Origin of the sequence: Micromonospora globbae, assembly GCF_003610785.1 — a bacterium.
GTDB classification, from domain to species: Bacteria; Actinomycetota; Actinomycetes; order Mycobacteriales; family Micromonosporaceae; genus Micromonospora; species Micromonospora globbae.
Map to the genome: position 1 here is coordinate 36,972 of NZ_RAQQ01000022.1, position 24,256 is coordinate 61,227.

Sequence of the window (24,256 nt, forward strand, 5' to 3'; positions counted from 1 at the left end):
TTAGGGAAGCAGGTCCCGGACGACGGCGTCGGCCAGGAGCCGGCCGCGCAGGGTGAGCACGGCGCGGCCGGCCGCGTACTCGGCCGGGGCCAGCAGACCGTCGGCGAGCGCCCGCTCCGCGCCGGCCCGCCCGGCGGGATCCAGCGCGTCCAGCGGCAGCCCCGACGCGAGACGCAGGCGCAGCATCACGTCCTCCATGTGGGCCTCGTCCGGGGTGAGCACCTCCCGGGCGAGGCCGGGCGAGCGCCCCTCCGCGAGCCGCTGGGCGTACGCCGCCGGGTGCTTGACGTTCCACCAGCGCACCCCGCCGACGTGGCTGTGCGCCCCCGGCCCGAGCCCCCACCAGTCGCCGCCGGTCCAGTAGAGCAGGTTGTGCCGGCAGCGGGCGGCCGGCGTGCGCGCCCAGTTGGAGACCTCGTACCAGGAGAAGCCGGCCCCGCCGAGCGCGGCCTCCGCGGCCAGGTAGCGGTCCGCGGCCACGTCGTCGTCGGGGTACGGCAGCTCGCCGCGGCGCATCCGGGCGGCGAGCCGGGTGCCGTCCTCGACGATCAGGGCGTACGCGCTGACGTGGTCCACCCCGGCCGCGACCACCTCGTCCAGCGAGCGGGCGAAGTCCTCGGGGCGCTCGCCGGGCGTGCCGTAGATGAGGTCGAGGTTGACGTGGTCGAAGCCGGCGTCGCGCGCCTCCCGCGCGGCGGCGGTGGCCCGCCCGGCGCTGTGCCGGCGGTCGAGGACCGCCAGCACCCCGGGCGCGGCGGACTGCATGCCCAGCGAGATCCGGGTGTAGCCGGCCGCCCGCAGCGCCTTGAGGGAGTCGGGGGTGACTGACTCCGGATTGGCCTCGGTGGTCACCTCGGCGTCGGCGGCGAGCCCCCAGGTGCGGTCGATGCCGTCGAGGATGCGGGCCAGGTCGTCGGCGGGGAGCAGCGTCGGGGTGCCCCCGCCCACGAAGACGGTCTCCACCCGCCCGGGCGGGGCGTCGCCGAGCACGCGGGCGGCGAGGCGCAGCTCGGCCAGGACGGTCTCGGCGTACTCCTCACGGGTGGCACCCCCGCCCAGCTCGGCGGCCGTGTAGGTGTTGAAGTCGCAGTAGCCGCAGCGGCTGGCGCAGAAGGGCACGTGGACGTACACCCCGAAGCCCCGCGCGCCGACCTCGCGGAGCGCCGTGGCGGGCAGCGAGCCGTCGACGGGGACGGGCTCGCCTTCTGGAAGGACGCCGGGCATGGCCACTAGTGTGCCCGGCATGACCTCTCCCGACGCGCTCGTGCGGGTCGCGACGGCCCGTGGGGTGACCACCCTCACCCTCGACAGCCCGCACAACCGCAACGCGCTCTCCACGCCGCTGATGACGCAGCTGCTCGCCGGCCTGGCCGACGCGGTCGCCGACGAGTCCGTCCGGGTCGTCGTGCTCGACCACACCGGTCCGGTCTTCTGCTCCGGCGCGGATCTCAAGGAGACGGCCGCCGCGTACGCCAGCGGGACGGTGCCGGCCGGCATGCTCGGCGACGTGCTGGCCGCCGTCTGGGAGTGCCCGAAGCCGGTGGTGGCCCGGGTGGCCGGCCCGGCACGCGCCGGCGGCCTGGGGCTGATCGCCGCGGCCGACGTGGCGGTCTGCGCCGAGGAGGCGACGTTCGCGTTCACCGAGGTACGGATCGGCGTGGTGCCGGCGGTGATCTCGGCGACCGTGCTGCCCCGGCTGGCGCCGCGCGCGGCGGCCGAGCTGTACCTCACGGGAGACACGTTCGACGGCCGCCGGGCCGCCGAGATCGGCCTCGTCACCGCGGCGGTGCCCGCCGACGGGCTGGACGCGGCGGTGCGGCGGTACTGCGATTCGCTGGTCCGGGGCGCGCCGGGGGCGCTCGCCGGCGCCAAGGAGCTGCTGCGCCGGCCCGCCCCCGGCGACCTGCGCACCGAGATCGCCGAGCTGGGCGCCCTGTCGACCCGCTACTTCCTCTCCGACGAGGGGCGCGAGGGCGTGCTGGCGTTCCGGGAGAAGCGGCCGGCCCGGTGGGTGCCCGCGGACGACTGACGCCCGGGCGGTCCGGCGGCGCCGGATCACCCGTCCGGGACGTGCGGCGGCGGGTCGGGAACCCCGGGGTCGCGGCCCGGGTCACGGTCGCGCCGCCGCCGACCGCGCCGGTGATGTACGAAGCCCGGTCGGAGGCAGCCCCGTGACCGGTCGACGGCCTCCTGGCGATCACCCTCGGTGACGCTCGTGACAGGGCCGGCCACCGGCACGTACGGTGCTCTCGCCGGGGACGGTGATCTCCTGGCCGGGCCACGAGGAGGGGCCATCCCGCCGTCACCGGACGCACCGGACGCCGGTGCGATCCGTGCGGGTGAGACCGCAGCCGGGGCGGGAATGCGGTACCCGGCCCGGCCGGCCCGAACCGGCCGGACGGCCCCGGGAGGGCCGACGAGGGACGTACGCTTGGCAAACTGTCGAACAGGGGGTGTGGGTGCGAACTCGGGCGGTGGTGGCCGGCGGCGTGGCTCTCGTCCTGCTCGCCGTGGTCGGCGCCCTTGTCCTCGTCCGGCGCATCGGCGGTGAGCTGCGCCTGCCGCTGACCAGCCGGACCTGCACGGTGCAGGCCGACGGCCGCGTGGTGCTCGACGCCGACCAGATGGCCAACGCGGCGACGATCGCGGCCATCGGGGCGCAGCTCGGCATGCCGGAGCGGGCCGTGGTGGTCGCGCTGGCGACCGCCTACCAGGAGTCGGGCCTGCGCAACCTCCCGGACGGTGACCGCGACTCGATCGGCCTGTTCCAGCAGCGTCCCAGCCAGGGCTGGGGCAGCCCGCAGGAGATCCGCGACCCGCGGTACGCGGCCAGGCGGTTCTACACGGCGCTCAAGAAGGTCCGGGGCTGGGAGCGGATGCGGATCACCGACGCGGCCCAGCGCGTGCAGCGCTCCGCCTTCCCCGAGGCGTACCAGAAGTGGGCCGACGAGTCGGCCGTGCTCGCGCGGGCGCTGCTGGGCGACGCGACCGGCGCCGTGGCGTGCACGCTGATGGGCACGCCGGTGATGCGGGGCGCCACGGCCGTGGCCGCCCTGACCCGGAACCTCGCCCTCGACTGGGGGTTGCCGGGCGACGACGTGCCGACGGATCTGACCGGGCTCACGCTCGCGGCCGCCGACCAGCGGGACGGCTGGCGGTACGCCCACTGGCTCGTCTCGCACGCCAGGGACCACGGGGTGAAGCGGGTGCGCTTCGGCGACCTCGAGTGGACCGCGCGCAAGGGCTCCTGGACCGCGGTGGGCGGGGAGTCGGAGGCGCGCGTGGTCGCCGAGGTCTACGCCGACAGTTGATCGACCCGGATTTCCCTACCCTCAGTCATCGCACAATCCGTCAATTCGGGCGTGCTGGCCTATAACGCGCCTTGCCCATGACGATGCGTGTCCGTACGGTTTCCGAAGGTCCCGAACCGGCGGAAGGCCGCCTCCTCGCCCTCCCGGGCCCACGGCTGGGCGCGTTACGATCGGCGGCCTGTGCCAGAAGTGGGTTCACCTCATGGGGAGGGGTACGACGTGGCGTTCGACTACGGCGGCCGGACCGGTTACGAACCGATCAGCGACACTGACCGCAAGGAGTTCCACGAGCAGGGCTTTCTCCTGCTGCGCAATGTCCTGACGGAGGACCACCGGGCGGCGCTGGAGGCGGCGGTCGACCGCGTCTACGCCGAGGAGAAGGCCAAGGGCAACACGACGAAGGACGGCACCCTGCACCTGCTGGGCTTCGTCGAGCGGGACGAGCTCTTCGGCGAGCTGCTCACCCACCCGATCACCTTCCCGTACATGTGGGGCCTGGCCGGGTGGAACATCTACACCCACCACAACCACCTCGACGTGACGCCGCCGGCGCTTGAGCCGGAGAAGCCGTACTGGGGTTGGCACCAGGACGGGTACCGGCAGAACTCCGACCCGGAGACCATGGACCCGAGCGTCCCGCGGCCGATGTTCTCGCTGAAGGTCGCCTACGTGCTCTCCGACCTGTCGGAGACCGGGCGCGGCGCCACCAAGGTCATCCCGGGCAGCCACCTGTGGAACTCGCTGCCCCGCCCGGACGACCTGACCGTGCACAACCCGGACCCGGAGGGCACGGTGGAGATCACCGCGAACCCGGGTGACGCGTTCATCTTCGACCGTCGCCAGTGGCACTCCCGGTCGACGAACCTGTCGAACATCACCCGCAAGATGCTCTTCATCGGCTACACCTACCGGTGGATCCGGCCGCTTGACGAGCTGCACATCGACAAGGACGGCGAGTGGTGGGCCAACCGCACGCCGGTGCAGCGCCAGCTCTGCGGTGAGGGCACGCACACCGCGAACTACTGGGGCATCAACTGGGACGGCTACATCGACGACGAGATCCCGCTGCGCAAGGAGCTCAAGGAGCGCGGCCTTCTCGACCGCAACATCCCCTGGCTCCGCTGATCGCGTAGCTTGAGGGCCCCCTGTCGACGCCCACGGCGCGACAGGGGGCCCTTCGCGTGCGCCGGTCCCAGATCCGGCGCTCGGCACCGGAACCGGCGCTGGGCGTCAGACCGGGCTCACGAGGCGGCCGTCAGACCCGGCTCCCGAGGCGGCGGCGCGCCTTCTCCCGTAGCGACTCCGGCAGGTCGGCGGCGTCCAGCAACCGGGGCAGCAGCTCCGGTTCCAGGTTCAGCGCCCGGAACACCTCGCCGATCGTCACCCCGTGCGCGGGCCGCTCGACCACCCGCACCGGATCGCCGGCGGCCGCCTCCCCCTCCCGCAGCACCCGCAGGTACGCCCCGGGCATCGCCCGCGCCGTGAACCGCTTGATCAGGTCGGGCACGCCCCAGAAGCCGGCGAACGTGGTGCACGGCGTACGGGGCTTGGTCACCTGGAGCAGGGCGGACCCGACCAGCCACTGCTCGCCGATCACCGCACCGGTCACGTCCACCGCGTACGTCGTGAGGTTCTCGCCGAGGTTGCCGGGCCGCACGGGCCGGCCCAGCTCGGCCGCCCACCAGCCGGCGTCCTCCTCCGCGTACGCGTAGACCGCCTGGTCGGGGCCGCCGTGGTGGGCGCGCTCGCCGATGAAGTCGCCGGTCACGCCGTCGCCGCGGAAGAGCACCGGGCCCTCGGCGGGCCGCTTGTCGATGCCGCTGCGACCGCTCGCGTCGCCGGCCCAGTCCGCCTCGGTGACCACACCGAGGTTCACCGCCACCACCCTGCCCGTCATGGCGGCCAGCCTAGCCCTCGGCGCGGGTCGGTGCGGCGGCGAGCGGGGCGGTGTCGACGGCGGGGTCCGCCGCCGTCGACCTTGACGACCCCCGCCGTCGGCCCTTGACGACCCCCGCCGTCAGCCCTTGACGACCCGCGGTGTCGGCCCTTGACGACAGCCGCTGTCAGCCCTTGACGGCCCCCGCCACCAGCCCGGAGACCATCCGCCGCTGCACGAGCAGGAAGAAGACGATCACCGGGAGGGTGAACAGGGTGGACGCCGCCATCACCGGGCCCCAGGCCGTGTCGTCGCGCCCGAAGAAGAACGTCATGGCGACGGGCAGGGTGTAGCGGTCCTGGTCGTTGATGAACGTGAGCGCGAAGATCAGCTCGTTCCAGGCGGTGATGAAGGAGAAGATGCTGGTCGCCACGAGCCCGGGGGCGACCAGCGGGAAGAGGACCCGCCGGAAGATCTGCGCCCGGCTCGCGCCGTCGATGGCCGCCGCCTCCTCCAGTTCCTTGGGCACCGCCGCGACGAAGCCGCGCAGCATCCACACCGCGAACGGCAGCGAGAAACCGAGGTACGTGAGGATCAGGCTGGGCAGGGTGTTGTAGAGCCCGAGCCGCTGGATCATCAGGAAGAGCGGGATGACGAGCGCCTCCAGCGGGATCATCTGCACGACGAGCAGCATGATCAGGAAGCTGGTGCGCAGCCGGAACCGGAACCGGGCCACGGCGGTGGCCGCCAGCAGCGCGACCAGCCCGCTGAGGACCACGGTCGTGACGGCGACGAGCGCGCTGTTGAGGAAGAAGTCGGCGAAGGTCACCCCGGGGATCAGGTTCCCGGTGAGGATCTCCCGGTAGTGGTCGAGCGTGGGGTGGGCCGGCACCGGCTGGGGCGTGCTGGCGAAGATGTCCCGGCTGGGCTTCAGGGATGTGGCGATCATCCAGTAGACGGGGAAGGCCGCGAAGAGCGCCACCAGCAGCCCGGCGCCGTTGAGGGCCACCTTCTTCACGACTCGTCCTCCTGCTTGAGCACCATCCGCACGTAGACGCCGGTCACCACGAGCAGGATCAGCGTGAGGATCACCGCGATGGCCGCGCCGAGGCCGTACTTCGGCGGGGGCGAGAAGGCCTCCGCGTACGAGTAGATCGAGAGCATGAACGTCGGCCGGTCCTGGGTGCCGCCGGCCAGGACGAACTGCTGCGTGAACACCTTGAAGTCCCAGATCGTGGAGAGGACGATCAGGATCCCGAAGACGGGGCGCAGCAGGGGGAAGGTGATCCGCCAGAAGACCCGCCACGGGCCCGCGCCGTCGACCCGGGCGGCCTCGTGCAGTTCGCTCGGGACGCTCTTCAACCCGGCGAGCACGCTGACCGCGATGAACGGGAACGAGTGCCAGACCACCACCAGCGTCAGGATCGAGAAGAACAGCAGCGGGGAGTTGAACCAGCCGTACCCGGTCCAGTCGCTGCGCCCGAAGAGCGTCTCGGACACGCCGTCGGGCAGGGCGTTGAACAGCCAGGTGACCAGCCCGCTGGTGTCGTCGAAGATCCACTTCCAGACGATCGTGCCGGTCAGCGCCGGGGTGGCCCAGGCGAGCATGACGCAACTGGCCACGAACGTGGCCATCTTGCGGCCGAGGCGGTTGAGCAGCAGGCCGACGAGGGTGCCGAGGATCATGGTGAGCACCACGTTGGCGACCGCGAAGAGCACGGTGTTGCGCAGCACCGTGAGGAAGAACGGGTCACCCAGGATCTGGGTGTAGTTCCCGAGCCCGACCCACGGCCACTCCCGGTCGCCGCGCAGCTGCCGGACGTTGTTGAGCTGGTGGAACGACATGACCACCACCTGGCCGAGCGGCCAGAGCAGCAGGACGCCGATGACGACCAGGCACGGCAGGAGCAGCAGGTAGGGCAGGCGGTCGACCGGGCGACGCCGCCGCACGGGGATCTCCCGCGCGGCGGGCGTCTCCGGCGCCTCGGTCAGCGTGGTCACTTGGCGTTGAGGATGCTTTCCATCTCGGCGGCCGCGTCGGCGGTAGCCTTCTCGACCGTCTTCTGACCCTTCATGACCGAGCTGTTCATCGCCTGCGTCACCGTCTTGGTACGGCTGACCTCCACCCACTTCGGGGTGAGCGGCGTGACCTTCGTGTTTTGCATCGCGGTCGCGAACGCCGACATGATCTTGTCATCGGTGTACTTGGAGCCGCCAACCAGGTCCCGGTAGACGGGAAAGAAGCCGAGGCTGTCGGCGAACGTCTGGGCGTTCTTCTTGTTCAGCAGGACGGTCACGTAGTCCCAGGCCAGGTCCTGCCGCTCGCTGTCCTGCCAGATCGCGATGTCCGAGCCACCGGCGAACGCGGGCGCCGGCTTGCCGTCCGGGCCGGGGATCGGGAACGTGCCCCAGACCTTCTCGATCTCCGGGTTGTCCTTCTTGATGGCGCCCTGCTGCCAGCTGCCGGCGAAGGCCATGGCCGCCTTGCCCGTGGCGAACTGGGTCCGGGCGTCGATCTCGTTCCACCCGGCCGCCGCCGGCGGGGCCACCTTGTGCACGGTCACCAGGTCGGTCCAGAACTTGACCGCCCGCTGCGCCTCGGGCGTGGTGTAGCCCGACTTCCAGGTGCCGTTCTGCTCGGTGGCGATCTCCGCGCCCGCCGCCCAGAGGAAGGAGTAGAAGGGCAGCTCGGAGTTCCCGGGCACGGCGATGCCGTACGTGTTGGGCTTCTTGGCCTGCACGGCCTTGGCCGCGCTCACGAGTTCGTCCCACGTGGTCGGCGGCTTCACACCGGCCTCGGCGAACCAGTCGGTGCGGTAGTAGATCCCCCGGACGCCGGCGTACCACGGCACGCCGTACTGCTTGCCGTCGAGCTGGGCGTTGCGCACCAGGTCCGGCAGGAGGTCCTTGCCGTCGGCCCAGCCGTTCATGCGGTCGCTGATGTCGGCCAGCGCCTCCTGCGCCGCCCAGCCCTGCGTCTCGGTGTTACCCAGCTCCGTGACGTCCGGCCCCTCACCGCCGGCGAGGGCGGCCTGGAACTTCTTCGGCGCCTCCAGCCACGGGATGTACTGCACCACCACGTCGGTGTCCGGGTGCTTCTGCCGGAACTCGGCCTCGACGCCGTCGAGGAACTTCGTCTGCTCCTCGCTGCCCTCGCCCATCATCCAGACCGTCAGCTTGCTGGTGTCGCCCGCGTTCTCGTCACCGCCGCCGCCGCAACCGGCCAGCACCATCGCGGCCGAAGCCACCACGGCGGTGACCGGGGCCAGCCGCTTCCACCTGTTCACGCCACATCTCCCCTCGGGCCGCCTGGCACTAACCTTCTCCGCCGCACCTTAGTAGGAAAAAATCCTTTACGACAGTGGTGGCCGGCGAGGCGACGCGACCGTACCGCAGGTGGGCGACGCGGGGCAGTCTCCCGGCGGGGACGAATCCGGCGGCATCCACACGAAGGGCGCCCGGCCGGTTGGCGGGGCGCCCTTCGTGTGTGCGGGTGGGGATTACCGGTACGTGACACTGCGGCGTCGGCCGAAGCCGGCCACCAGCGCCACCGCGATGGCCGCCAGCACGACCTGCACCAGCAGCTCACCCCAGTCGATCCCGGCGGTCTCCGTCGCGATGCCCAGCGCCCGCGCCAGCACCGTGCCGAGCAGCGCGGCGCCCACACCGATCAGCATGTGCAGCCACATCGGCATGTCCTGGCGGCCCGGGACGACCAGACGGCCCAGCGCCCCGACGATCAGACCGACGATGAGCGCGGTGATGATGCCCCAAACGGTCAGCTCCACGGTCGCCCTCCTTCTCGACAGTCCTGCTTGACAGTCGTCTCGTTCGTCGTTGCTTCCTGTCCTGACCGCCAAGGTTCCCGATCGGCGTGAGCGGCAAACCGGCTTTCCGGGACACTGTCGCCCGACATGCGCGTACCAGCATGTTTCCGGCACACCACACGCCGACGGGCGCCCGACCTGCCGGTCGGGACGCCCGTGACGGAACTCTGGTCGTACGGCGCGCCGCGGTCGTTTACCGCGTCACGCTGCGGCGTCGGCCCACGCCGGCCACCAGCGCCACCGCGATGGCCGCCAGCACGACCTGCACCAGCAACTCACCCCAGTCGATCCCGGCGGTCTCCGTCGCGATGCCCAGCGCCCGCGCCAGCACCGTGCCGAGCAGCGCGGCGCCCACACCGATCAGCATGTGCAGCCACATCGGCATGTCCTGCCGTCCCGGAACGACCAGACGGCCCAGCGCCCCGACGATCAGACCGACGATGAGCGCGGTGATGATGCCCCAAACGGTCAGCTCCACGGTCGCCCTCCTTCAAGAATGTGTTCACACGAGGTGTGTGCTTCCTGTCGTGGGCGCTAAGTTCCCGAGCCGCGAGAACGCCAAACCGGCGGCGGGCAACAAGGTCGGCGGACGTCAATGCGAAACCGTCGGCGCAATTTCGCCGGCCGCACCGTCCACCCAGGTCGCGCACGGTGTGGACGGTCTCCGGCCGGACGCCGGGAGCCGTAGAAAATTTTCCCGCCGCAGCGGCGTACGGCGACGGCCGGCACCGTCCGGAGGCCGGCGACCACGCTGGTCGCGGCCCGGGCCGGTGCCGGCCGTCGGCTACTTCTTCCCGCCGCCCTTGGCGTCGCCGGAGTCGGAGGAGAGGGCGGCGATGAAGGCCTCCTGGGGGACCTCCACCCGGCCCACCATCTTCATCCGCTTCTTGCCTTCCTTCTGCTTCTCCAGCAGCTTGCGCTTACGGCTGATGTCACCGCCGTAGCACTTGGCGAGCACGTCCTTGCGGATCGCGCGGATCGTCTCCCGGGCGATCACGCGGGTGCCGATCGCCGCCTGGATCGGCACCTCGAACTGCTGCCGCGGGATCAGGTTGCGCAGCTTCGCGGCGATCGAGACGCCGTAGTTGTACGCCTTGTCCTTGTGCACGATGGCGCTGAACGCGTCCACCGGCTCGCCGTGCAGGAGGATGTCCACCTTGACCAGGTCCGACGACTGCTCGCCCGAGGGCTCGTAGTCGAGCGAGGCGTAGCCCTTGGTACGGCTCTTGAGCTGGTCGAAGAAGTCGAAGATGATCTCGGCGAGCGGCAGCGTGTAGCGCAGCTCCACCCGGTCGGCGGACAGGTAGTCCATGCCCAGCAGCGTCCCCCGCCGCCCCTGGCAGAGCTCCATCACCGCGCCCACGTAGTCGTTCGGCGTCAGCACGGTGGCCCGCACCGTCGGCTCGTACACCTCGGCGATCTTGCCGGTCGGGTACTCGCTCGGGTTGGTGACCACGACCTCCCGGCCGTCCTCCTGCACGGCGCGGTAGACCACGTTCGGTGCCGTGGAGATGAGGTCGAGGTTGAACTCCCGCTCCAGCCGCTCCCGGATGATCTCGAGGTGGAGCAGGCCGAGGAAGCCGCAGCGGAACCCGAACCCGAGCGCGCCGGAGGTCTCCGGCTCGTAGGTCAGCGCGGCGTCGTTGAGCTTCAGCTTGTCGAGCGCGTCGCGCAGGTTGGGGTAGTCGGACCCGTCGATCGGGTAGAGGCCCGAGTAGACCATCGGCTTCGGGTCCTTGTACCCACCCAGCGGCTCCGAGGCCGGGTTGGCGTTGATGGTCACCGTGTCACCGACCCGCGACTGGCGGACGTCCTTCACACCGGTGATGAGGTAGCCCACCTCGCCGACGCCGAGCGCGTCGGCCTTCTCCATCTCCGGCGAGATGACGCCGATCTCCAGCAGCTCGTGGGTGGCGCCGGTGGACATCATCTTGATCCGGTCGCGGGCGCTGATGCGGCCGTCGACCACCCGGACGTACGTGACCACGCCGCGGTACACGTCGTACACCGAGTCGAAGATCATCGCGCGGGCCGGCGCGTCGGCCACGCCGACCGGCGGCGTGAACTGCCGGACGATCTCGTCGAGCAGGTGCGGCACACCCTCGCCGGTCTTGCCGGAGACCTTGATGCAGTCCGCGGGGTCGCCGCCGATCAGGTGGGCCAGCTCCTCGGCGTACTTCTCGGGCTGGGCCGCCGGCAGGTCGATCTTGTTGAGGACCGGGATGATGTGCAGGTCGTTCTCGAGCGCCAGGTAGAGGTTCGCGAGCGTCTGCGCCTCGATGCCCTGCGCGGCGTCCACCAGCAGGATGGCGCCCTCGCAGGCGGCCAGCGACCGGGACACCTCGTAGGTGAAGTCGACGTGGCCGGGGGTGTCGATCATGTTGAGCACGGCCTGTTCGCCGGCCCGCTCACCCTCGCGGATCGTCCACGGCATCCGGACGGCCTGGCTCTTGATCGTGATGCCGCGCTCACGCTCGATGTCCATCCGGTCCAGGTACTGGGCGCGCATCTGCCGCGGGTCGACCACACCGGTGAGCTGCAGCATCCGGTCGGCCAGGGTCGACTTCCCGTGGTCGATGTGGGCGATGATGCAGAAGTTCCTGATGCGGGCCGGGTCGGTGGCACCAGGAGCGTTCGCGCCGGAATCGAGCGTCGGTGGCACAGCTGTCCGTTCTGGTCGGCTGACGTGAGCAGGCCGGCGCGGAGCCGGCCCCCTCTATGCTCCCACGCCCTCCCGGGCGCGGTCGGATCACTCCTGCGGCGGCTCGACGAACAGCGCGGCGAGCCGCGGCAGCCGCCGCCGGGCCTCGTCCTCGTCGTCGAAGTCCCAGAAGTCGTCGAGGTCCGGCGCCACGACCGGGTCGGGCTGCGCCGGCAGGTCGGTGGCGGTCGCCTTGCGGTACGCCTCACCGGGCACCGCGAGCATCTCCTCCGACCCGAACTCCTCACCGGTGAGCGCGGCCGACCGGATCCGGGGCAGCTCGGCGAGGGAGTCCGGATCGGCGACCGCCCGGGCGAAGACCGCCCGGCCCTGGGTCATCAACCAGCCCCGGAAGTGCGCGAAGCCGTCGTCGGAGGCGCCCCCGTTGACGAGGTAGGCGGCGCCCCAGAGGTCGGCCGTGTAGGAGGCGGCCAGCACCCGCGCCTGGTGCCGCGCGTACCCGACGATCTCGGCCGGGTCACGCTCGGCCAGCAGCGCCACCGCCCGGGCGGCCACCGCGTGGGCCTCTCCCCCACCGCCGGCCCGGGCCTGGTCGATCAACTGCCAGAAGTCGTCGGTCCTCATGGCCTGGCAGTCTCCCAGACCGGTCGCGCCGGTGCCGTCTCCCGGGCGCGGCCGTGGCGCGTCACGTCGGCCGGGGCGCCGCCGCGGTGGCCGGTCACGCCGGCCGGGGTGCCGCGTCGTCGGTGGCCGGTCACGCCGCGTCGTGTCGCCCGGGGCTCGGCGAGGGGGCAGCATGGACGGCGTGCCCGCGCCGTCACCACCCCCCGTACCGTACGACGCGACGGCCCGGCGCCCCCACTGGGACGAGCTGCCGGGGGCGCTGCGGACCGCCCTCGCCGACCGGCTGGGCGCCCCGGTGGTCGCTGTCCGCACCGCCGGCGCCGGCTTCACCCGGGGCTTCGCCGGCGTGCTCGACACCGCCGCCGGCGAGCGGGCCTTCGTGAAGGCCGCGCCCGCCGCCGGTCAACCGCACCTCGTCGACTGGTACGCGCGGGAGGCCGCCGTCCTCGAACGGCTCCCGGCCGGCCTCCCGGCGCCCCGCCCCCGCTGGACGCTGAGCGTCGCCGGCTGGTTCGCCGTCGCGCAGGAGGCGATCGACGGCCGGACGCCCCGGCTGCCCTGGGACCCGGCCGAGCTGACCGCGACGCTCGCCGCGTACGCCGAGGTCACGGCCGCCCTCGCCGACCCGCCGGCCGGCCTGGTCGCGCTGGGCCTGCCCCACCTCGCCGACCTGGCCCGCGACGACATCCTCTGGTGGGGCGAGGTCGCCGCCGGCCGGGAGCCGGCGCCACCGCTGCCCGCCGCCGCGCGCGGCCGGCTGCCCGAACTCGTCGCGCTGGAGTCGCGCCTCCCGCCGTACGCCGCCCGCGGCACCGGGCTGATCCACGGCGACCTCCGCCTCGACAACGTCCTCGTGGGTGGCGACGGGCGGGCCTGGCTCTGCGACTGGACCTGGCTCTGCCACGGGCCGGCCTGGTTCGACCTGACGACCCTGCTGATCACCGCGTACGCCAGCGGGCTGGACGCCGACGCCCTCTTCGCGCGTCACCCGGCCGCGGCCGACGCCCCGCCGGACGCGCTGGACGCCACCCTCGCCGCGCTGGCCGGGTACTTTCTGACCGGCGCCGCGGCGGCACCACCGACGGCCTCCGCGTCGCTGCGCGCCCACCAGCGCTACAGCGGCGAGCAGGCGCTCGCCTGGCTCGCCCGCCGGCAGGGCTGGGCCTGACCACGGTCGGGGCGGACCCGGGTGCGACGCGGGACGGACCTGGGCACGGTCGGGGCGGACCTGGGCACGTCGCGGGCCGGACCTGGGCGCGGTCGGGGCGAACCTGGGCACGTCGCGGGGCTGGGCGGCTGTCGCGGCGGTGGACCGCGGTCGCGGCGCGGGTCGGGCCGCTCTCCAGGGCCGGACGGCTGTCGCACCCCCGCCGTTTTGGCTCGTCCCGGCCGACCTGGTAACCTGGCTCTTCGCGCGGCGATGACGCATGCTCGTCGTGCGGAGAAGCTGACCAACCCGAGCTATCAAGACGAGGCTGTCGCGTGGCGAACATCAAGTCCCAGATCAAGCGCAACCGGCAGAACGAGAAGCGCCGGCTGCGTAACAAGTCGGTCAAGTCGTCGCTGAAGACCGCCATCCGCAAGTTCCACGAGGCCGCCGAGGCTGGCGACGTCGAGCAGGCCACCGCCCTCATGCGGGACGCCTCGCGCAAGCTCGACAAGGCCGTCAGCAAGGGCGTGATCCACGCCAACCAGGCCGCCAACCGCAAGTCCGCGATCGCCAAGCGCGTCGCGTCGTTCTCCGCCTGACCCAGGCGGCGACAGACCTCGCCGGAAGCCCCCGGGCCACTGCCTCGGGGGCTTCCGGCTGTCTGTTTCCCGAGCTGTGGCCGGTGACGGGTCCGCGGTGGACGAGGGCGGGCGTCCACTCCCCTGTCGGCGTCAGCGCCGCCACGTGCCGGATCAGGAGGGCTCGCGACCCGGCCGGCTGCTCGTCGGAGCGTCGGACCGGACCGCCGGAGCGGACGGATCGACGGACACGACGACGCCGGGCACGCTGTGGGTGATCCACTCGACCCGCGCGCGGCCCACCACGGGCTCCATCTGCCGCCGGAACCGGTCGCGCTCCTGCTCGGGTACGAGCGCCGCGGACCGGACCACGACGGCGGCCACCATGTCGTTGAGCTTCACCATGACCGCGACCGTTGCGGGCAGGATCACGACGGCCCACCAGCTGACCAGCTCGGCGAGGGCGAGCAGCGCCGCCAGCGCGATCACGCCTTCGAAGAAGAGGAAGCAGAGCACGCCGCCCGGGTTGACGAACCGCAACCCGAGCACCCGCGCGTACAGCGGGCGGTACTGATCCTCGTCGGCCGGGATGGTGGCCCACGCCGTGCGGACCGGTCCGCTCACGGGGCGCCACCCCGCCGGGCGGCCGCCACGGAGAAGACGGCCCGCTCCAGGGCGTACGCACGGTCGTCGGAGCCGCCCTTCACGGCCGCGTTGCACTCGGCGGCGACCTGCATGGCGCGGACCAGCCCCTCCGGCGTCCAGCCCCGGCTCTGCCGCTGCGCCCGCTCGATCTTCCAGGCCGGCATGCCGAGGGTGCCCGCCAGCTGGTACGGGCTGCCCCGGCCGGCGGACGCGACCCGGGCCACCGTCCGTACGCCGTCGGCCAGGGCGTCGGCGATCGGCACCGGGTCGACGCCGACGTGCAGCGCCCACCGCAGCGCCTCCAGCGCGGCCGGGACGTCGCCGACCATGGCGGCGTCGGCGACCGTGAAGCCGCTCACCTCCACCCGACCCCGGTAGTACCGGGCGACCGTGTCGGCGCCGATGCGCCCGTCGGTGTCGGCGATCAACTGGGAGCAGGCGGCGGCCAGTTCCCGCAGGTCGTTGCCGACCGCCGCGAGCAACGCCTCGGCGGCGCTCTCGGTGCACGTGCCGCCGCCCCGGCGGATCTCGTCGCGGACGAAGGCCACCCGGTCGCGGTGCCCCTTCAGCTTCGCGGCCGGCACCACCGTCGCGCCGGCCGCCTTCAGCCCGTCGGCGAACGCCTTCCCCTTGGCCCCGCCGAGGTGCAGCACGACCAGTTGCACCTCGGGGTCGGGGTTCTTCGCGTACGCCAGCAGGGCCGCCACCAGGTCCTTGCGGGCGTCCTGGCCGGAGCGCAGCACGAGCAGCCGCCGCCCGCCGAACAGCGACGGGCTGAGCATCTCGGCGATTTCCCCCGGGGTGAGCGCGCCGGCCTGGTACTCGCGGACGTCCACGTCGGGGTCGACGCTGCGCGCCTTCGCGACGGCTTCGGTCACGGCGCGCGTGGCGAGCAGCTCCTCATCGCCGAGGACCAGCAGAATGGGGGCGAGGCTGGCGGGGGTCACGTCGCCCATATTCGCACGCCCGGCAACGGGATCGTGCCTGCTCATCGACGCCTCAGGCGGCGGAGCCCGCAGTCAGTGCGAATCCAGACATTTATGTCAATCCACCATGCAGCGACACAAGACCCCCGCGTCCGGGCCGCGTCACGGCGGGCGACCGGGCGGTGAGCCTCGGGCGACGACCGCGAGCCCGCCGTCCCGCCGCACCGCGGCGACATCGCCGTCCACGTCGGTCCGCAGCACACGGGCGCCGTTGCGGGCCAGCCGCGCCAGCAGGCCGGGACTGGGGTGCCCGTAGTCGTTGCCGGCGCCCACCGGCACGAGCGCCACGGCCGGGCGGACCGCGTCGAGGAACTCGGGATCCTGGTAGGCCGACCCGTGGTGGGCCACCTTGAGCACATCGGCCCGCAACACGTCGTGGGGCACCCGGTCCAGCAACGCGCGTTGTTCCTCGGTCTCGGCGTCCCCGGGCAGCAGGAGCCGTACGCCCCGGACGGTCGCGCGCAGCACCAGCGAGTTGTTGTTCGGATCCGAGCGCGTGCCGCGCAGCGGATACGGCGGACCGAGCACGACGAGTTCCGCCCCGCCCGCCCGGTACGTCGTGCCCGCCGTCGCGGTGAGCAGCCGGGCGTTGCCGCCGTCGGCCGCCTCGCGTACCAGCGCCTGGCCGGTCTCCGGCTCGGTCAGCGCCGGTGTGAGCACGGCCGCCACGCGCCGGCCGCGGAACACGCCGGCGACCCCACCGACGTGGTCGACGTGGAAGTGGCTCACCACGAACAGCGGCACCTCCCGGACTCCGAGCCGCCGCAGGCAGGCGTCCACGGCCGCCGGTTCCGGGCCGGCGTCGACCACCACCGCTCGCCCGGACGCCACCGGGAGCACCACGGCGTCGCCCTGGCCGACGGCGCACGCCACCACGACCCAGCCGGACGGCGGCCAGCCGCGGACCACCAGCCGGACCGGCACCGCACCGAGGACCGCCGCGACGCCCACGACCGCCACCAACCGGCGCACCACGGGCCGCCGGATGGCGACGAGCAGCGCCACGGTCGACGCGGCCAGCAGCAGGGCTCCCCACACCCCACCTGGCCAGGGCAGCGTGCCCGCCGGCAGGCGAGCGCCGTACCGGGCCACGAGCACGAGCCACCACGCCGGCCAGCTCGCCAGCCAGGCGGCGAACTCGGCGCCCGCCGGCCAGATCGGTGACAGCACGGCGGCCAGCACCCCGAGCACCGTGGCGGGGGCGATGGCCGGTACGGCCAGCAGGTTGGCCGGCACGGCGACGACGCTGACCGTGCCGGCGATTCCCGCCACGACCGGTGCGCAGGCGAGCTGGGCGGCGGCCGGCACCGCGAGCGCCTCGGCCAGGCCGGCCGGCACGCCGCGGCGGCGCAGTCCGTCGCGCCAGCGCGGGGCGAGCAGCAGCAGTCCACCGGTGGCCAGTACGGAGAGCGCGAAACCGGCGTCGCCGGCGAGCGCGGGATCCACCAGGATCAGCACGGTGACGGCCGCGGCCAGCGCCGGCAGGGCGGCACGCGGACGGCCGGCGGCCAGCGCGGCCAGCCCGATGGCGCCCATCGTGGCGGCGCGTACCACGCTGGGCGACGGACGCACCAGGATCACGAAACCCACGAGGGCGACACCGCAGAGCCCGGCGGCGAGCCACGGACCGGCCCGGCACCACCGCGCGACGAGCAGCACCGCACCGACGACGATGGCCACGTTGGAGCCGGAGACCGCGTTCAGGTGTGTCATGCCGGTGGCCCGGAAGTCCTCCTCGACGGTGGGCAGCAGCCGGCTGGTGTCGCCGACCACCAGCCCCGGCAGCAGGCCGCCCTGCTCGTCGGGCAGGGGCGCGCACGCGCGTTGCAGCCCGGCGCGGAGCGAGCCGGCAGCCCGCTGCGCCCACGACGGCGAGCCGTGCCGGACGGGCGGGCCCGTGGCGCCGAGCACCACGGCGGTCAGGTCGCCACCCCGGGGGACGTCCAGGCGCCCCTGCGCGCTGAGCCGCTGCCCGGGCAGCAGCCCTCGCCAGGCGGGATCGGTGGCGAGGACGAGGAGCCGGACCGGGGCGGCCACCCGCGGGCCGTCCCGCTCGGCGAGCCGGACGAGGTCCGTGGCGACGAGCAGGGTGGCCGGACGCCCGGGCGCGGTCCGGATCGGCCGCGGGTCGTCGCGGACCACGAGGTCGGCGGTGACGCTCGCCCGTTGCTCGGCGAGCGCGCGCAGGGCATCGGCGTCGCGTACGGCCAGCCGGGCGCCCGTCGCCGCGCCGCCACAGACGACGCCGAGGCCGACCGCGACGGCGATCCAGCCGTACCGCCGGACGCGAGTCGTGGGCCGGCCGAGCACCTGGAGCAGGTGCAGCGCGCCGATGACCGAGAACACCGCGCCGAGTGCCGCGAGCAGCAGCGCGGCCCCCGCGCCGAGGTGCAGCCCGGCCAGGGCGGTGAGCCACGCCGCGACCGCCGATCCGGCCAGCCGCAGATCCGGTCCGTCGTCCCGCGGCGACACCTCCGCGATGCGGGTGCTCACACCGTCACCAGGTCCTTGAGCTGCTCGTAGCGGGCGTCGCCGATGCCGTCGACCTGCCGCAGGTCGCCGACCGACCGGAAGCCGCCGTGCTGCTCACGGTGGGTGAGGATGCGCTGGGCGAGCACCGGGCCGACCCCGGGCAGCGCGTCGAGCTGCGCGAGGGTCGCCGTGTTGAGGTTGAGCTTCCCGCCGGCGCCGGGGATCCCGGCCGGTGCCGGCGCGCCCCCGGGTGCGGGCGGCACCTGGCCCGCGGCGGCGGGCGGCGCGGTCACGCCGACCAGGATCAGCTCGCCGTCGGCCACCCGGCGGGCGGGGTTCAACAGGGCCACGTCCACCCCGGGCAGCGCCCCGCCGGCCGCCTCGACCGCGTCCGCGAGGCGAGCGCCCGCGGGCAGCCGCACCAGGCCGGGGCGGCGTACCTTGCCGGCGACCGCCACGACGAGTTCACCGGCCGGGCTCGCCCCGGATCCGGCGACGTCCTCGGCCACCGGCACCGCGGTGCCGACCGCCGGCGCGGCGGTGTCCGGCACCGGCTCCGCCCGCGGTCGTGACCGCCACGCCCAGAAACCGGCGCCCAGCACCACGAGCGCGGCGACGGCGGCGAGGACGCGCACCCCGCGACGCCCCGGGTCGAACGCGCCGGGACCGGGAAGGCGGCGGCCGCCGGAGGACTCCGGCGCGGTCGCCGGGTCGTCGCCCGTCACGGCGTCCCGCAGAGCCGATGCCGACGGCAGGGGGCCGGGCGGGTCGCCCGCGTACCCGTCGGGCACCCCGACCCGGCGCGGACCGCCGCCGTCACCGGCCATATCGCGTGCCGAGTCGGCCACGAACGCCGGACCGGCCAAGAACCCCGAACCGCCCGTAAGCGCCTGGTCGCCGGTGAGCGAGCTGTCCGATGGCGTCTGCCCGGCCAGCCGCCACAGGCGTCGGCGTACCACGGATTCGTCGTCGTGTGACACGGCGTGACGCTACGGCGATCCACGCCCGGCGCGGGCGTCCCGGACCGTCACCTGTGGACGGCGCCGCCGCCTGTGGACAACGCCCTGATCATGCCGCCGTCTGCTATGAGCCGGACACGGGCCCGGAGGCGGTCCCGCCCCGCCGTCGCGGGACGGGACCGCCGACCCCGGTCACGGGACGGGACCGCCGACTCCGATCAGTAGTAGCGCATCGACGAGGCGACGTCGTTCCAGCCGAAGACGCCCAGGTCGGGGTACAGGCCGGGGCCGTCGACGCCGTTGCCGTTGTAGAGCCAGAGCTGCTGGCCCTGCAACTCGATGTGCTCGAACAGGATCGTGTACGGGATGTACGGAATGTTGCCGTCGATGTAGCTGACGTTGGTGTCGACCGACGACACCTTGTCGTTGATATTGCTGCACCACAGGAAGCAGAAGACGCTGCGGAAGTCGCGCTGGCTACCCCAGTCGGCGTTGAACTGCCACTTCCCTCCCTGGTAGTGCCAGTGCTCGTGCAGTACGACCATGCCGCCGACCGGCCCGTAGTAGCCGATGCCGGCGTTCGTCGTGTAGTCCCCCGCCGCCTCCGGCGCCCGGGCGGGCTGCGTCGGCGGTGCCGGGCGGCTGCGCGGCCCGAGACTGGCCCGGGTGAAGCGCTGCTGCACGTCGGCAACGTACTCGTTGGCCGCCTCCGGACGGCGGAACACCTGCAGTTCCCCGTCGCGGAACGTGTCGGGCGTGACCACGTACCGCAGCGGTTCGTGGGCGTGCCGCGCCAGGTTCCGCGGCTCGACCTTGCGGCCGTCCAGTCGTATGGGCAGTTGCGGCGGTTGGATCTCCGCCTTCGGTCCGGCGGGTGCGGTCGGTGCCGCCGTGGCCCGCCTCGCGCCGGACAGGGACTGCCCGGCTCCGAGGAGGGCCCCGGCCGCGAGGCCCGCGGCGATACCACCGAACGCTCTTCTCGTCGTCACCATTTCCCCCACGGTGTGCGATGAACGATGCGGAAGATTCTTACGAGTCGATCCCGTGGGGCGACATCTTCTGTCCGAGGCGGGACAGTCGCGAACTGAACAGATGCGATCAACGCTCAGTGTGCCTCCGGGTCCAGCCCCAGCACCGCCCGTCCGCCGTCCACGGGCAGGGTCACCCCGTTGACGAACCCCGCGGCGGGGGACAGCAACCAGACGATCGCGTCGGCGGCCTCCTCGACCCGGCCGATGCGGCCCAGTGGGTGCAGGCGGGCCAGCTCCGCGTCGATCCGGGCCGCCTCGGCCGGTTCCTGGCCGGCCAGGAACCCGGCGTGCCGTTCGGTGGCGATCGACCCGAGCGCCACCGCGTTGGCCCGGATGCCCCGAGGCCCGTACTCCACGGCGAGCGCCCGGGTCATCCCCTCCACGGCGGCCTTGGCGGTGGCGTACGGCAGGCAGCCGGGCACCGGCCGGGCCGCCTGGTGGGAGGACACGTTCACGATGGCCCCGGCCGTGCCGGCCGCGAGGAAGCGGCGCACCGCCGTCGCGGCCCCGGCGAGGGCCGGCCGCAGGTTCCGTCCGATGAGGTCGGCCACCTCCGCGACCGGTGTGGCGTGCACCGAGGCGTCCCGGAACACCGCCGCGTTGTTGACCCAGCCGGTCAGCGGCGCGGCCCGTTCGGCGAGGTCGGCGGCGTGACCTGCGACGGCCTCGTCGCCGGCGTCACCGACGACGCCGACCAGCCGGTCTGCGGCGGGGTGCCGGGCGAGCCAGTCGAGCGCCCCGGCGTCCCGTTCGACGACGACCACCGTGCCGCCCGCGGCGGCCAGCCGCTCGACGACCGCCCGGCCCACGCCCCGGCCTCCGCCGGTCACCACGCAGGACACTCGCCTCCCCCTTCCGCCGGCCACCCGCCGACCGCGGGTCGCCCCGTCGCCGTCACCCGCCGGCCGCGGCTCAACCCCCGTCGCCCTCACCCGCCGGCCGCCCGCGCCTGCCACGGACCGGCGGTCACGGACCCGCCGGGCGCGCGCGACGTCGGTCACCGACGGCCGCCCGCCCGCCGCGGATCGGCACTGCGTCACGGCCCCGTCGGCCGCACGCGACGTCGGTCACCGACGGCACGCCACTCCACCCTCGCAGCCGCCGGCAGCGACGGGCAACGGCCCTGCGGGCCTGCCCCAGATCCGGGGCAGCTCGACAGCGTCGGACCACACCCCGCTGGCCACCCCGTACACCGACCCTCGGCCCCGCCTCCGCGGGCCGTGGGTCGACCCGCGCCGGGCGGCCGGCCCGCGCCGGTCAGGCCGCGCCGAGCGGGGCCCGGCGGTGCACGACGACGCAGGCCAGCCCGGGTCCGGCGTGCGCGGCGACGACCGCGCCGGCCTCCGAGACGTACGTCTCGCGGATCCGGTCGCCGAGCCGCTCGGCGAGCGCGTCCAGCAGCGCCCGCGCCCGCTCCGGGGCGGCGAGATGGTGTACGCCCAGATCGACCTCGGCGTCCCCGGCCGCCTCGACAGCCAGGTCGACAAGGCGGGCGATCCCCCGGCTGGCCGTGCGCACCTTGTCCCTGAGCACGATCGCCCCGTCCGGCATGTGCATGATCGGCTTCACCGAGAGCGCCGTGCCGAGCAGCGCCTCGGCGGCGTTGATCCGTCCGCCCCGGCGGAGGAACTCCAGCGTGTCGACGTAGAAGAAGATGGCCGTCCGGTCGACGGCCTCCACGGCGGCGCGGCGTACCCCGTCGAGGTCCGCACCCCGCTCGGCGGCCTCGGCGGCCGCGAGCACCGGGAAGCCCAGCCCCATGCCGGTGGCGCGGCTGTCGACCACGGCGACCCGGTCGTCCAGGCCGTCGGCGGCCAGCCGAGCCGCGTCGACGGTCCCGGAGAGCTCCGCCGACAGGTGCACCGACACCACGCCGTCCGCGCCGGCGTCGAGCAGCCGGCGGTACGTCCGGGCGAACTGCTCCGGGGCCGGGCGCGACGTGCTCGCCGAGACCCGCCGGCCCTGCAGGGCCTGGGTCGCGTCGGCCGGAGAGATCTCCACTCCCTCGAGCCCCTCCGCGCCGTTGAGCACGACGGTCAACGGCACCACGGTCAGCCGGTGCGCCCGCACCAGTTCGGGCGGAAGGTAGGCGGTGGAGTCGGTGACGACCGCGACGGGCATGCCCGGCACGCTAGCCGATGCCGCCGGCCACCACGAGGGCGCGTCGCGCGCGGCCGGACCCCGCGAGACGGCCGGGCCGCGCGAGGCTGCTCGACCCCGGGATGCGGCCGGGCCGGCGGCGTGATGTCAGAGGGCGTCGGCGACGGCCGGGGCGACGATGAGGCCGACGTTGTGGGCGCGCAGGTGCCACCCCCGCACGTCGTCGTGCCGCAGTTCGCTCCAGTGGCAGTTCTGCAGCGACCCGACGGCGCGCAGCACGGCGGCGTCCCAGCCGAGCACGTGTCCCATCCCCTGCCGGGCGCCGCCGCCGTGGGTGGCGACGACGACGGTGCCGCCCGGGGCCGCCTCGGCGGCGTCGATGAGGGCACTCCCCACCCGCTTGCCGAGGTCGTCGAGCGTCTCGATCTCCGAACCCGGGTCGGGGTCGCCGGCGCGCCAGCGGGCGTACTCGGCCGGGAAGCGCTCGGCGACCTCGGTGAGGAGGAGCCCCTGCCACCGGCCGAAGTGGCGTTCCCGGAGCCGGGCGTCGGTGCGGACCGTCAGCCCGGTCACGGCGGCGAGCGCGGCGGCGGTCTCCGCGGCCCGGCTGAGGTCGCTCGCCACGATGGCGTCGGGGCGCAGGGCGGCGAGCAGCGGCGCGGCGGCGCGGGCCTGCTCCCGGCCGAGGTCGTTCAGCGGGACGTCGGTCTGGCCCTGGACGCGGTTGGCGGCGTTCCAGTCGGTGTTGCCGTGCCGCCAGACGATCAGCCGCGTCATTCCGCGGCGGAACCGGCGCCGGACTCGGCGTCCACCAGGGCCCGGTCGACGAACGGGATGGTCGGGCAGTCCTTCCACAGCCGGTCGAGGGCGTAGAACTCCCGCTCCTCGGTGTGCTGGACGTGCACCACGATGTCGACGTAGTCGAGCAGCACCCAGCGCCCGCCGCGCTCCCCCTCGCGCCGCACCGGCTTGGCCTTCTCGGGAAGCTCCAGCAGGCGCTCCTCGATGGCATCGACGATGGCGAGCACCTGACGCTCGTTCGGGGCCGCGGCGAGCAGGAACGCGTCGGTGATGGCCAGCTGGTCGCCCACGTCGATGATGACGATGTCCTGCGCCTTCTTGTCGGCGGCGGCCTGGGCCGCGGCGGTCGCCAGCTCGTACGCGCGCTCGGAAACTGTCACCGTTCTCCTTCGATCAACCGTGCGATCCTCCAAGGGTCTCACACGCGGCGTCGTTCCGACTTGTCAGTTCTGGCGGGTAACCCGCTGGACCGGGGACATAACGGGCAGGGTCAGCGCTGGTAGAGGCGACGCTTGGCGATGTACTGGACCACACCGTCGGGCACCAGGTACCAGACGGGTTCGCCCCGGGCGACGCGAGCACGGCAGTCGGTGCTGGAGATGGCCATGGCCGGCACCTGCACGAGGCTGACCGTGTCGGCGGGCAGGTGCTTGTCGGTGAGTTCGAAGCCGGGCCGGGTCACCCCGATGAAGTGGGCGAGTTCGAAGATCTCGTCCAGGTCCTTCCAGGAGAGGATCTTCTCCAGCGCGTCCGCCCCGGTGATGAAGTAGAGCTGCACCTTCGGGCCGTACTCGGCGTGCAGGTCCCGCAGGGTGTCGACGGTGTAGGTCGGGCCGCCGCGGTCGATGTCCACGCGGCTCACCTGGAAGCGCGGGTTGGAGGCGGTGGCGATCACCGTCATGAGGTAGCGGTCCTCGGCGGGGCTGACCGGCACGTCGGCCTTCTGCCACGGCTGGCCGGTGGGCACGAAGACCACCTCGTCCAGCCCGAACCGGTCGGCCACCTCACTGGCCGCGACCAGGTGCCCGTGGTGGATCGGGTCGAAGGTGCCACCCATGATCCCGATCCGCCGGATATCTTCCTCCACCCCGTGATCGTAGGCCGGTCGCCCGCGCCGGCACCCCCGGCGGTGACGTGGCCCGCACCACGCTCGCCACCGGCGGCACGCGACGGGGGCGCGGACCGGACGGGGTCGCGCTCGGTTGCTCGCACCCGTACACTCGTTTGCGAGTAA

24 protein-coding genes are annotated in these 24,256 nt (G+C 73.6%); 5 read left to right on the forward strand and 19 right to left on the reverse strand.

The features are described 5' to 3' along the window. The gene (gene hemW / locus D7I43_RS25565; RefSeq protein WP_192902276.1) at positions 1-1,224 is read right to left on the reverse strand and encodes a radical SAM family heme chaperone HemW; all 1,224 of its coding nucleotides are present in this window, start codon (positions 1,222-1,224) and stop codon (positions 1-3) included. 19 nt (positions 1,225-1,243) lie between these two features. Between hemW and D7I43_RS25570 the strand changes: the two genes are divergently transcribed. The 3 genes from D7I43_RS25570 to D7I43_RS25580 all read left to right on the forward strand — a co-directional run bounded on the left by D7I43_RS25570 (position 1,244) and on the right by D7I43_RS25580 (position 4,436). Beyond that, complete coding sequence (locus tag D7I43_RS25570) at positions 1,244-2,029, forward strand: enoyl-CoA hydratase family protein (RefSeq protein ID WP_120331118.1); 786 nt, start codon at positions 1,244-1,246, stop codon at positions 2,027-2,029. A 424-nt stretch (positions 2,030-2,453) separates the two neighbouring features. Next, complete coding sequence (locus tag D7I43_RS25575) at positions 2,454-3,311, forward strand: hypothetical protein (protein WP_120331119.1); 858 nt, start codon at positions 2,454-2,456, stop codon at positions 3,309-3,311. Between the two features lie 219 nt (positions 3,312-3,530). Continuing rightward, on the forward strand, positions 3,531-4,436 hold the full coding sequence (locus D7I43_RS25580) for a phytanoyl-CoA dioxygenase family protein (RefSeq protein WP_120331120.1): 906 nt from the start codon (positions 3,531-3,533) through the stop codon (positions 4,434-4,436). A gap of 130 nt (positions 4,437-4,566) precedes the next feature. Here D7I43_RS25580 and D7I43_RS25585 read toward each other — a convergent pair whose 3' ends face one another. The 8 genes from D7I43_RS25585 to D7I43_RS25620 all read right to left on the reverse strand — a co-directional run bounded on the left by D7I43_RS25585 (position 4,567) and on the right by D7I43_RS25620 (position 12,300). After that, a complete protein-coding gene (locus tag D7I43_RS25585; protein WP_120331121.1) occupies positions 4,567-5,208 on the reverse strand; it encodes an MOSC domain-containing protein in 642 nt (213 codons plus the stop codon). A 166-nt stretch (positions 5,209-5,374) separates the two neighbouring features. Continuing rightward, positions 5,375-6,205 (reverse strand): carbohydrate ABC transporter permease, encoded by an 831-nt coding sequence (locus D7I43_RS25590; RefSeq protein WP_120331122.1) that lies wholly within the window; start codon positions 6,203-6,205, stop codon positions 5,375-5,377. After that, the gene (locus D7I43_RS25595) at positions 6,202-7,188 is read right to left on the reverse strand and encodes a carbohydrate ABC transporter permease (RefSeq protein WP_120331123.1); all 987 of its coding nucleotides are present in this window, start codon (positions 7,186-7,188) and stop codon (positions 6,202-6,204) included. Before D7I43_RS25595 ends, D7I43_RS25590 begins: the two co-directional genes overlap by 4 nt. Then, positions 7,185-8,474 (reverse strand): sugar ABC transporter substrate-binding protein, encoded by a 1,290-nt coding sequence (locus tag D7I43_RS25600; RefSeq protein ID WP_120331124.1) that lies wholly within the window; start codon positions 8,472-8,474, stop codon positions 7,185-7,187. Before D7I43_RS25600 ends, D7I43_RS25595 begins: the two co-directional genes overlap by 4 nt. 213 nt (positions 8,475-8,687) lie before the next feature. Beyond that, on the reverse strand, positions 8,688-8,975 hold the full coding sequence (locus D7I43_RS25605; RefSeq protein ID WP_120331125.1) for a GlsB/YeaQ/YmgE family stress response membrane protein: 288 nt from the start codon (positions 8,973-8,975) through the stop codon (positions 8,688-8,690). A gap of 232 nt (positions 8,976-9,207) precedes the next feature. Beyond that, entirely contained in the window at positions 9,208-9,492 is a 285-nt protein-coding gene (locus tag D7I43_RS25610) for a GlsB/YeaQ/YmgE family stress response membrane protein (protein WP_120331126.1), read from the reverse strand. Positions 9,493-9,798: 306 nt separating this feature from the next. Continuing rightward, positions 9,799-11,676, reverse strand: a complete 1,878-nt coding sequence (lepA, locus tag D7I43_RS25615) for a translation elongation factor 4 (RefSeq protein ID WP_120331127.1) — start codon at positions 11,674-11,676, stop codon at positions 9,799-9,801. A gap of 87 nt (positions 11,677-11,763) precedes the next feature. Then, positions 11,764-12,300 (reverse strand): DUF4240 domain-containing protein, encoded by a 537-nt coding sequence (locus D7I43_RS25620; RefSeq protein ID WP_120331128.1) that lies wholly within the window; start codon positions 12,298-12,300, stop codon positions 11,764-11,766. A gap of 172 nt (positions 12,301-12,472) precedes the next feature. On the opposite strand from D7I43_RS25620, the gene D7I43_RS25625 reads away from it, so the two are divergent. Together D7I43_RS25625 and rpsT are read left to right on the forward strand one after the other, a co-directional pair. Then, positions 12,473-13,468: a phosphotransferase family protein gene (locus tag D7I43_RS25625; RefSeq protein WP_120331129.1), complete on the forward strand. Its 996-nt coding sequence runs from the start codon at positions 12,473-12,475 to the stop codon at positions 13,466-13,468. A 314-nt stretch (positions 13,469-13,782) separates the two neighbouring features. Further along, the gene (gene rpsT / locus D7I43_RS25630; RefSeq protein WP_120331130.1) at positions 13,783-14,049 is read left to right on the forward strand and encodes a 30S ribosomal protein S20; all 267 of its coding nucleotides are present in this window, start codon (positions 13,783-13,785) and stop codon (positions 14,047-14,049) included. A 153-nt stretch (positions 14,050-14,202) separates the two neighbouring features. Here rpsT and D7I43_RS25635 read toward each other — a convergent pair whose 3' ends face one another. The 10 genes from D7I43_RS25635 to nadD form a co-directional block, all read right to left on the reverse strand. Further along, positions 14,203-14,652: a hypothetical protein gene (locus tag D7I43_RS25635; protein WP_240033147.1), complete on the reverse strand. Its 450-nt coding sequence runs from the start codon at positions 14,650-14,652 to the stop codon at positions 14,203-14,205. Beyond that, positions 14,649-15,629 (reverse strand): DNA polymerase III subunit delta, encoded by a 981-nt coding sequence (gene holA / locus D7I43_RS25640; RefSeq protein ID WP_120331131.1) that lies wholly within the window; start codon positions 15,627-15,629, stop codon positions 14,649-14,651. Before holA ends, D7I43_RS25635 begins: the two co-directional genes overlap by 4 nt. 132 nt (positions 15,630-15,761) lie before the next feature. Further along, positions 15,762-18,152, reverse strand: a complete 2,391-nt coding sequence (locus D7I43_RS25645; protein WP_192902271.1) for a ComEC/Rec2 family competence protein — start codon at positions 18,150-18,152, stop codon at positions 15,762-15,764. Then, positions 18,149-19,111 carry a ComEA family DNA-binding protein gene (locus D7I43_RS25650; RefSeq protein ID WP_120331132.1) on the reverse strand — a complete coding sequence of 321 codons (963 nt, stop codon included), beginning with the start codon at positions 19,109-19,111 and terminating at the stop codon, positions 18,149-18,151. The genes D7I43_RS25645 and D7I43_RS25650 overlap by 4 nt, the downstream gene beginning before the upstream one ends. 197 nt (positions 19,112-19,308) lie before the next feature. Then, complete coding sequence (locus D7I43_RS25655; protein WP_120331133.1) at positions 19,309-20,082, reverse strand: hypothetical protein; 774 nt, start codon at positions 20,080-20,082, stop codon at positions 19,309-19,311. Between the two features lie 113 nt (positions 20,083-20,195). Further along, a complete protein-coding gene (locus tag D7I43_RS25660; protein ID WP_120331134.1) occupies positions 20,196-20,963 on the reverse strand; it encodes an SDR family NAD(P)-dependent oxidoreductase in 768 nt (255 codons plus the stop codon). A gap of 415 nt (positions 20,964-21,378) precedes the next feature. After that, the gene (locus D7I43_RS25665; RefSeq protein ID WP_120331135.1) at positions 21,379-22,242 is read right to left on the reverse strand and encodes a DegV family protein; all 864 of its coding nucleotides are present in this window, start codon (positions 22,240-22,242) and stop codon (positions 21,379-21,381) included. A gap of 126 nt (positions 22,243-22,368) precedes the next feature. Beyond that, on the reverse strand, positions 22,369-22,998 hold the full coding sequence (locus D7I43_RS25670) for a histidine phosphatase family protein (RefSeq protein WP_120331136.1): 630 nt from the start codon (positions 22,996-22,998) through the stop codon (positions 22,369-22,371). Next, positions 22,995-23,402 carry a ribosome silencing factor gene (gene rsfS, locus D7I43_RS25675; RefSeq protein ID WP_120331137.1) on the reverse strand — a complete coding sequence of 136 codons (408 nt, stop codon included), beginning with the start codon at positions 23,400-23,402 and terminating at the stop codon, positions 22,995-22,997. Before rsfS ends, D7I43_RS25670 begins: the two co-directional genes overlap by 4 nt. A 110-nt stretch (positions 23,403-23,512) precedes the next feature. Further along, a complete protein-coding gene (nadD, locus tag D7I43_RS25680) occupies positions 23,513-24,109 on the reverse strand; it encodes a nicotinate-nucleotide adenylyltransferase (protein ID WP_120331138.1) in 597 nt (198 codons plus the stop codon). Positions 24,110-24,256 lie beyond the last annotated feature (147 nt).

Coding starts and splice junctions, on each gene's coding strand:
- hemW (WP_192902276.1), bottom strand. CDS start 1,224: ATGCCCGGCGTCCTTCCAGAAGGCGAGCCCGTCCCCGTCGACGGCTCG.
- D7I43_RS25665 (WP_120331135.1), bottom strand. CDS start 22,242: ATGCCCGTCGCGGTCGTCACCGACTCCACCGCCTACCTTCCGCCCGAA.
- D7I43_RS25585 (WP_120331121.1), bottom strand. CDS start 5,208: ATGACGGGCAGGGTGGTGGCGGTGAACCTCGGTGTGGTCACCGAGGCG.
- holA (WP_120331131.1), bottom strand. CDS start 15,629: ATGGGCGACGTGACCCCCGCCAGCCTCGCCCCCATTCTGCTGGTCCTC.
- D7I43_RS25670 (WP_120331136.1), bottom strand. CDS start 22,998: ATGACGCGGCTGATCGTCTGGCGGCACGGCAACACCGACTGGAACGCC.
- D7I43_RS25625 (WP_120331129.1), top strand. CDS start 12,473: ATGGACGGCGTGCCCGCGCCGTCACCACCCCCCGTACCGTACGACGCG.
- D7I43_RS25570 (WP_120331118.1), top strand. CDS start 1,244: ATGACCTCTCCCGACGCGCTCGTGCGGGTCGCGACGGCCCGTGGGGTG.
- D7I43_RS25620 (WP_120331128.1), bottom strand. CDS start 12,300: ATGAGGACCGACGACTTCTGGCAGTTGATCGACCAGGCCCGGGCCGGC.
- D7I43_RS25655 (WP_120331133.1), bottom strand. CDS start 20,082: ATGGTGACGACGAGAAGAGCGTTCGGTGGTATCGCCGCGGGCCTCGCG.